The sequence below is a fragment of the Bradyrhizobium hipponense genome (assembly GCF_008123965.1).
Taxonomy (GTDB): Bacteria; Pseudomonadota; Alphaproteobacteria; order Rhizobiales; family Xanthobacteraceae; genus Bradyrhizobium; species Bradyrhizobium hipponense.
The window spans coordinates 80329-86496 of record NZ_VSTH01000099.1; the positions used below are offsets into that span (position 1 = coordinate 80329).

At 63.4% G+C, this 6168-nt stretch carries 9 protein-coding genes and 1 pseudogene; 6 read left to right on the plus strand and 4 right to left on the minus strand.

Annotated features, from left to right (window positions below):
- Positions 1–21: 21 nt before the first annotated feature.
- The 3 genes from FXV83_RS27390 to FXV83_RS27400 all read left to right on the plus strand — a co-directional run bounded on the left by FXV83_RS27390 (position 22) and on the right by FXV83_RS27400 (position 1865).
- Positions 22–789: an SDR family NAD(P)-dependent oxidoreductase gene (locus tag FXV83_RS27390; RefSeq protein ID WP_148742693.1), complete on the plus strand. Its 768-nt coding sequence runs from the start codon at positions 22–24 to the stop codon at positions 787–789.
- A gap of 198 nt (positions 790–987) precedes the next feature.
- Positions 988–1236 (plus strand): helix-turn-helix domain-containing protein, encoded by a 249-nt coding sequence (locus FXV83_RS27395; protein ID WP_148742694.1) that lies wholly within the window; start codon positions 988–990, stop codon positions 1234–1236.
- A 128-nt stretch (positions 1237–1364) separates the two neighbouring features.
- A complete protein-coding gene (locus FXV83_RS27400) occupies positions 1365–1865 on the plus strand; it encodes a collagen-like domain-containing protein (RefSeq protein WP_148742695.1) in 501 nt (166 codons plus the stop codon).
- A 69-nt stretch (positions 1866–1934) separates the two neighbouring features.
- On the opposite strand, the gene FXV83_RS27405 is transcribed toward FXV83_RS27400, so the two are convergent.
- The gene (locus tag FXV83_RS27405; protein WP_148742696.1) at positions 1935–2156 is read right to left on the minus strand and encodes a hypothetical protein; all 222 of its coding nucleotides are present in this window, start codon (positions 2154–2156) and stop codon (positions 1935–1937) included.
- 96 nt (positions 2157–2252) lie between these two features.
- Complete coding sequence (locus FXV83_RS27410; RefSeq protein WP_148742697.1) at positions 2253–2519, minus strand: DUF2277 domain-containing protein; 267 nt, start codon at positions 2517–2519, stop codon at positions 2253–2255.
- Positions 2520–2644: 125 nt separating this feature from the next.
- Here FXV83_RS27410 and FXV83_RS27415 point away from each other — a divergent pair.
- The 3 genes and pseudogenes from FXV83_RS27415 (at position 2645) to FXV83_RS27425 (ending at position 4922) form a co-directional block, all read left to right on the plus strand.
- Positions 2645–3720: pseudogene (locus FXV83_RS27415) on the plus strand (alpha/beta fold hydrolase).
- 172 nt (positions 3721–3892) lie between these two features.
- The gene (locus FXV83_RS27420; protein ID WP_148742698.1) at positions 3893–4237 is read left to right on the plus strand and encodes a hypothetical protein; all 345 of its coding nucleotides are present in this window, start codon (positions 3893–3895) and stop codon (positions 4235–4237) included.
- An 82-nt stretch (positions 4238–4319) separates the two neighbouring features.
- On the plus strand, positions 4320–4922 hold the full coding sequence (locus FXV83_RS27425; RefSeq protein ID WP_148742699.1) for a pyridoxamine 5'-phosphate oxidase family protein: 603 nt from the start codon (positions 4320–4322) through the stop codon (positions 4920–4922).
- Positions 4923–5112: 190 nt separating this feature from the next.
- On the opposite strand, the gene bfr is transcribed toward FXV83_RS27425, so the two are convergent.
- Together bfr and FXV83_RS27435 are read right to left on the minus strand one after the other, a co-directional pair.
- Complete coding sequence (bfr, locus tag FXV83_RS27430) at positions 5113–5601, minus strand: bacterioferritin (protein WP_148742700.1); 489 nt, start codon at positions 5599–5601, stop codon at positions 5113–5115.
- 127 nt (positions 5602–5728) lie between these two features.
- Positions 5729–6001: a (2Fe-2S)-binding protein gene (locus tag FXV83_RS27435; RefSeq protein WP_148742701.1), complete on the minus strand. Its 273-nt coding sequence runs from the start codon at positions 5999–6001 to the stop codon at positions 5729–5731.
- Positions 6002–6168: the final 167 nt, after the last annotated feature.

Genomic DNA, 6168 nt, shown 5'->3' on the forward strand with positions numbered 1-6168 from the left:
CGAATCCGGGAGGAATATGCCATGGCGTTGCTCGCAAACCACATTGCCGTCGTCACGGGCGCCGGTTCCGGCATCGGCCGGGCGATTGCGGCAGGCTATGCGCGCGAGGGCGCGCAAGTGGTGCTGCTCGACGTCAATGCCGACACTGTGGCGGAAGCCGCCCAGGAGATCCGCAAGGCCGGCAGCAAGGCCGAGAGTTTTGTCCTCGACGCGACCAAGCGCGAAGACTGTTTCGCACTCGCCAAACAGGTCGCGGAAAAGGTCGGGCAGGTGTCGATCCTGGTCAACAATGCCGGCATCACCCGCCGCAACGCTTTCACCGCGGAGACGGAGACCGTGGCGAAGGACTGGAACGACATCATCTCGCTCAACCTCAACGGCGTCTTCAACATGACGCAGGCCTTCCTTGCGCCCTTGCGCGCAGCCAAGGGCCGCATCGTAAATATCGGCTCGATCCAGTCCTTCGTGCATCTGCGCACGCCGAGCTCGGCGGCGTACACGACCTCGAAGCACGGCGTGCTCGGCTTCACCAAGGCGCTTGCCGTCGAGCTCGGCAAGGAAGGCGTGCGCGTCAACGCGATCGGGCCCGGCTTCATCGAGACCAACATCAACGCCAATGTGCGCGCCACCAATCCGGCGCTGGTGCAGGCCTTCGTCGACCACACCCCGCTGGCGCGCACCGGCAAGCCCGACGACATCGTCGGCCCCGCGATCTTCCTCGCCTCGGATATGTCGGCTTATGTCACCGGAACAATCGTGATGGTGGATGGCGGGTATCGGACAGTGTGAGCGAGAGCGCCCTGTCGCTGCGAGGCAACCTGTGCCAATCGCGGCGCCTTCGCGGCAATCCCAAGGTCAATTGGTGCTGGACGCCCGCGGTTAACCTTTCGTTAACCAAACCCGGCCACCGTAGATCTACGGCTTGGGGGTCGTTTGTTCTCGATCCGCTTCCAAAGACGGAAGCGGGCGTAGATCGGGAGGGTATTGATGACCACTGTTCATGTCGCAGCGTCCGAACCGGGCGCGCAATTTCTTGCTCCAAACCAGATCGTTCCGCTCCTGATCGGCGCGACCGTGGACGAGGTCGAGCGCGAGCTCGTACTCCAGACGCTCGCGCGCTGCGACGGCAACCGCACGCGCGCCGCGCGCGTGCTTGGCTTGTCGGTGCGCACGCTGCGCAACAAGATCAGGCTCTACGCCGCCTCCGGCATCGACGTGCCCGCCTATCAGGATTAGCGCGCGGCGGCGCGACGTCGATCCGTACTGCCGATTGATGTTGATCAAGCCCGGCGCGATGCGCGGGCGGAATTGCCGCTGTCGTCAAACGCCGCTAAGTAGCTTGCTTCCGCAGAGGGAGCAGTGGCGTGGCAGACGAACAGAGACGGCAGGGCCCTCAGGGTCCGCGCGGGCGGCAAGGCGAGCCGGGACGGCCGGGGCCGCAGGGCCATCCGGGCAAGCGGGGGCCGGACGGCGCGCGCGGCAAGCCGGGGCCACAGGGCAAGCCGGGACCAGTCGGAAAGGCGGGACCGCAGGGCAAGCAGGGCGCGCCAGGGCCGCAAGGCAAGCAGGGCGAGATTGGTCCACGGGGACCAGCTGGAGCGCAGGGCCCCACCGGCCCGCGCGGCGAGCCCGGTCCGCCCGGCCAACTGCCGTCGATTGAACAAGTGTTGCCGTGGCTGGACCAGCTCTTCGACGCCTGGGATGAGCGCCGCCGTCAGCGCGAGCAAGAAGCTGCCGAGCGAGCGGCGCTCGAAGCCGCCGTGCATGAGGCCGACGATACGCTTGTCGATGACGGTGGCGACGACGGCGAAGGCGACGATCACAAGAAAAAGAAGAAAAAGAAAAACCGCAGCCACAAGGAGTAGCGATTTCTGGGTCCCGGCTCGGCGGCGCACCGCTAACGCGCTGCACCGCCTCCTGGACACGCGAATTCATCAAGAAGCCTTGGTTGAATCATCCTTGCGGGGCAGCATGCCCATCCGCTCGAACTGCCAGCGCATCGCGCGATACCAGAGATATCCGACCACCGCGCCGCACAGGGCCACGACGACGACGTTGGCGCTGCTGAACGAGCCGCTCCACCACATCATCCACGCGGTCCACAGCAGCGTGAAGACGAGGGCGCCTGCTTTGAGGGGAAGAAGGGGACGGGTCATGGTCGGGCTCCGGGTTGGCAAAACCCCGGCGAACATCATCGCGCGTTGAAGCGGCGCCAACCGTGAGCCAGATCACGAAACGGCTGCAGGGACTGACTAGCCGAAACGCAACCGCGAACGCTCCTTCACCTTCTCCGCCTCGACCTCGCGATCACGCGCCGGCGCATGGGTGTGCAGTGAGTTCAGCAACCGGTGTGCGGCCTCCGAGACCTCGGCCACCGCGCGGTCGAACGCCGCCTCATTGGCCTGCGACGGCTTATTGAAACCGGAGAGCTTTCGCACGAACTGGAGCGCACTGGCATGGATCTCCTCCTCCGTCGCTGCCGGCTCGAAGTTGAACAGCGTCTTGATATTGCGGCACATGAAGTGTCTCCGGATGTTTCCCCTCAAAGACGATCGGCTGAACCAAAATCCTACATCCTTCCGGACAGTTCTGTTAAGGTTCCCGGCAAAGCGGCCGCAGATTACGAGCCGCAGGGGAGAGGAACATGAAAACTTGTTGCGCGGTGCTGTCGGCCGTTCTGCTGTCCATCTCGTTGCCAGCCATCTCGATATCGGCGACGGCCGCCGATTATCCGGCGCCTAAGCAGGGCGACTGGATCGCCAGGGATTTCAAGTTCCATACCGGCGAGGCCATGCCGGAGCTGCGTCTGCACTACACCACCGTCGGCGAGCCAAGCGGCCAGCCCGTGCTGGTGCTGCACGGATCGGGCGGCTCGGCCGCGAGCATGCTGGCCGCCAACTTTGGCGGCGAGCTGTTCGGTGCGGGGCAGCCGCTCGATGCATCCAAATACTACATCATCATTCCTGACAGCATCGGCCACGGCAAATCGTCAAAACCCTCCGACGGGATGAAGACGAGCTTTCCCAAATACGACTACGACGACATGGTCGAGGCCCAGTATCGGCTGGTGACGGAAGGGCTCGGCGTCAAGCATTTGCGGCTCGTCATCGGCAATTCGATGGGCGGCATGCATACCTGGCTGTGGGCGAGAAATACCCGAAAGCGATGGATGCTTTGATTCCGATGGCCTCGCAGCCGACCGAGATGGCATCGCGCAACTGGATGCTGCGCCGGATTATGCTCGACACCATCCGCAACGATCCCGACTACAACGGCGGCAGCTACACGAGCCAGCCGCGCATGATGAAATACGCCATCAGCGCCTACGGCATCGCCAGCATCGGCGGAACGCTGGCCTATCAGGCGCAGGCGCCGACGGCCGCCAAGGCCGACAAGATCGTCGACGAGCGGCTCGCGACACCGATCACCGCGGATGCCAACGACTTCGTCTACCAATGGGAGGCTTCGCACGACTACAACGCCGCCGACAGGCTGGAGCAGATCGAAGCCTCGCTGCTGCTGATCAATTCCGCCGACGACGAGCGCAACCCACCCGAGACCGGCATCACGGAAGCCGCGATGAAGCGGGTCAGGAATGGGCGCCTGTACCTGATCCAAGCGAGCACTGAGACGCGCGGCCACGGAACCACAGGCAACGCAAAATTCTACAGCGAGCAGGTCAGGCAGCTCCTGCAAACCGCGCCGCAGCGGGCGATGTAGGACGGCGCGCTCCACGTCCTCATCTCGCAATGCATCATATGCGGCGCCTCCACGCCGCATATTATTTGAGCATGCAATGCGCTCGCAGCTCGGGCTTAATCGCATCAACGATACGAATCGACGCGCGGGATAATCGCGCGCCAGTGGCACGGCAGGCGATGACGAGGATCGCATGTACAGATTCGCACTGTGCGTTTGGCTGGCGGCACTGACTGGCGTCGCCTTCGCGTTCGATAACGGTCAATACGACAACGTTCCGCCGGACATTCGCGCCTGGTTCAAGAGCGTGATGGCGCCGAACGGCGTGCCCTGCTGCGATATCTCCGACGGCCATCGTACCGAATACGACGTGCGCAACGGCGCCTATTGGGTGCCGATCGAGGGCCAGTGGATGGCGGTGCCCGAGCGCGCCATCATCCGCGATCGCGGCAATCCGGTCGGCCAGGCCGTGGTGTGGTACGTACGCCACCGCGGCGCCATCATCATCAGTTGCTTCGTGCCGGCCGACGCGGTGTAGCCGACGGCGGCAGGGTGAATTTGGTTGGCTGCCGACAGCCCGATCGGGTAGTTTGTTACGAAACTGCAGCGGAGACATCCCGTTGACCGACGTTTGCCCCGAAGACCTCGCCGCCCTCTATCCGAAGCCGAGCCCACGCGTGATCGCGAAGGCGCGTCCCGCGATCGATGCGCATGCGAAGCGATTTATCGAAATGTCGCCGTTCTGCGTGCTCGCGACATCGGGCACCGATGGCAGTGTCGATGCCTCGCCGCGTGGCGGAAACATCGGCTTCGTCCACGTCGCCGGCCCCAACCAACTGCTGATGCCCGACCGTTCCGGCAACAACCGGATCGACAGTTTTCGGAACGTCGTCGAAGGCTCAGGCTTCGTGCATCTGCTGTTCTTCGTGCCCGGCATCGATGAGACGCTGCGCGTCGGCGGGCGCGGCACGCTGTCGGCCGATCCGGATCTGCTCGCCTCCATGGTGGAGTTCGGCAAGCCGCCGCGCGCGGTGTTGAACGTCGCCGTCCGCGAGGTCTATTTCCACTGCGGCAAGGCGTTGATGCGCTCGAAGCTGTGGTCGCCGGACAAGGTGCAGCGCTCGGTGATGCCGAGCATCGTTGAAATCATCCACGAGCAGACCAGTCTGGGCGAGCCCGAGAGCCAGGACGTGGTGGAAGCGCGCTACAAGACGCAGCTGTAGCCACGCGCAGCAACCACATTGGTTGTCCCGGACAAGCGCAGCGAAGCGAAGCGTGGATCCGGGACCCATAGCCACAGCGAGTTGTTTGGCGAGGACTCGTGGTTACCAGGCGCGCGACACAACCTCTCCCTGGGGTTATGGGTCCCGGCCTTCGCCGGGACGACACGGGAGTGTGTGGCGACGTTAGTGCCTAATGCCCCTCGCCCTCGAGCCCGCCGACGTGCTTCTGGGTGTAGAGCTCGAGGCCGATGCGGCCGATGAGGTCGAGTTGAGTTTCGAGGAAGTCGATGTGGTGCTCCTCGTCGCTCATCAGCTTCTCGAACAGGTCACGCGTGACGTAATCCTTGACGCTGTGGCAATAGGTGGCCGCTTCCTGGTAGAGCGCCCGCGCGCTCATCTCGGCGGCGAGGTCGCACTCGATGATCTCCTTGACGTTCTGGCCGATGCGCAGGGGATCGAGCACCTGCATGTTCGGGAAGCCGTCGAAGAACAGGATGCGCTCGGTGAGCTTGTCGGCGTGCTCCATCTCCTCGATGGATTCCTTGCGCCAGACCTTGGCCATGTCCCGCAGGCCCCAATTGTCGAGGAAGCGGTAGTGCAGCCAGTACTGGTTGATTGCAGTCAGCTCGTGACGCAGTGCCTTGTTGAGATACTCGATGACTTTTGCGTCGCCCTGCATGGTTCACTCCAGCTCTTGCAGTCCAATCCGGCCGGAGACCGAATTTAGAATGTTTCTAAAGCAGTTTAAAGGCAAGGGCAACCGGCTACCGGACGGAGCCGGGGATAAGCTCGGTCGACGGTGGAGTTCAGCAGGCCGCCAGCGCGAATTCGACGGGCTCAGACGTCTCGTCGTTCGCCGCCACCTGATGGCCGTGTGGGCAGCCGGAGCAGCACGATTGGGCGCAGGGGCCAAGCGCTTCGTCGATGATGGTCTTGATCGTGCGCGCGCAGCGACCGCATTCGGCGCTACAGCCGAGGCAACCATAGACCTGCTTGGCATGGCGAACGGCGTCATCGGACTCGGCGACGGCGGCGCGGATGTCGTCATCGCTCAGCACGTTACAGGAACAGACGATCATGGAAAGCGGCAGGCCCTTTGGTGATGCGCCAGTATCGATATTTAAGCGACCGACCGGATGCAAAGGGAAAAACCGGTATTTGAAGCTATTCCAAACTGGCCCGGGACCAGCCTAGAACGGCTCTAAAACACGGCGTTGCGCTGGATCAAAATTAAGCTGCATCGGGC